At 46.1% G+C, this 245-nt stretch carries 1 protein-coding gene; it reads left to right on the forward strand.

Going from position 1 to position 245, the window contains the following annotated elements; genetic code table 11:
- Nucleotides 1-241, forward strand: a 241-nt coding sequence (locus tag DCC82_RS03995) for a transposase (RefSeq protein WP_146177911.1), incomplete at its 5' end; no start/stop codon positions are given.
- Nucleotides 242-245 lie beyond the last annotated feature (4 nt).

Below are 245 nucleotides of genomic sequence, written 5' to 3' on the forward strand. Positions count from 1 at the left end.
TCAGTTAGCTAAACAGAGCCCTTTTGCTTCTTTTCAGGAAGCAGCCAACACGCTTGAAAGGTGGAAGGAGCCTATTCTTTCCTACTTTTTGTGCCCATATACGAATGCCCGAATCGAGGGGACGAATCACAAGATCAAAAACATCAAACGCCGGGCATATGGCTATCGAAATCTAGAACGGTTTCGTTTACGTGTATTTCTGGAGTGTACAGGGAACACTACAGGTAGTCAGGCTGCTTAAGCGC

This window comes from Geobacillus sp. LYN3 (assembly GCF_003064505.1).
Lineage (GTDB): Bacteria > Bacillota > Bacilli > Bacillales > Anoxybacillaceae > Parageobacillus_B > Parageobacillus_B toebii.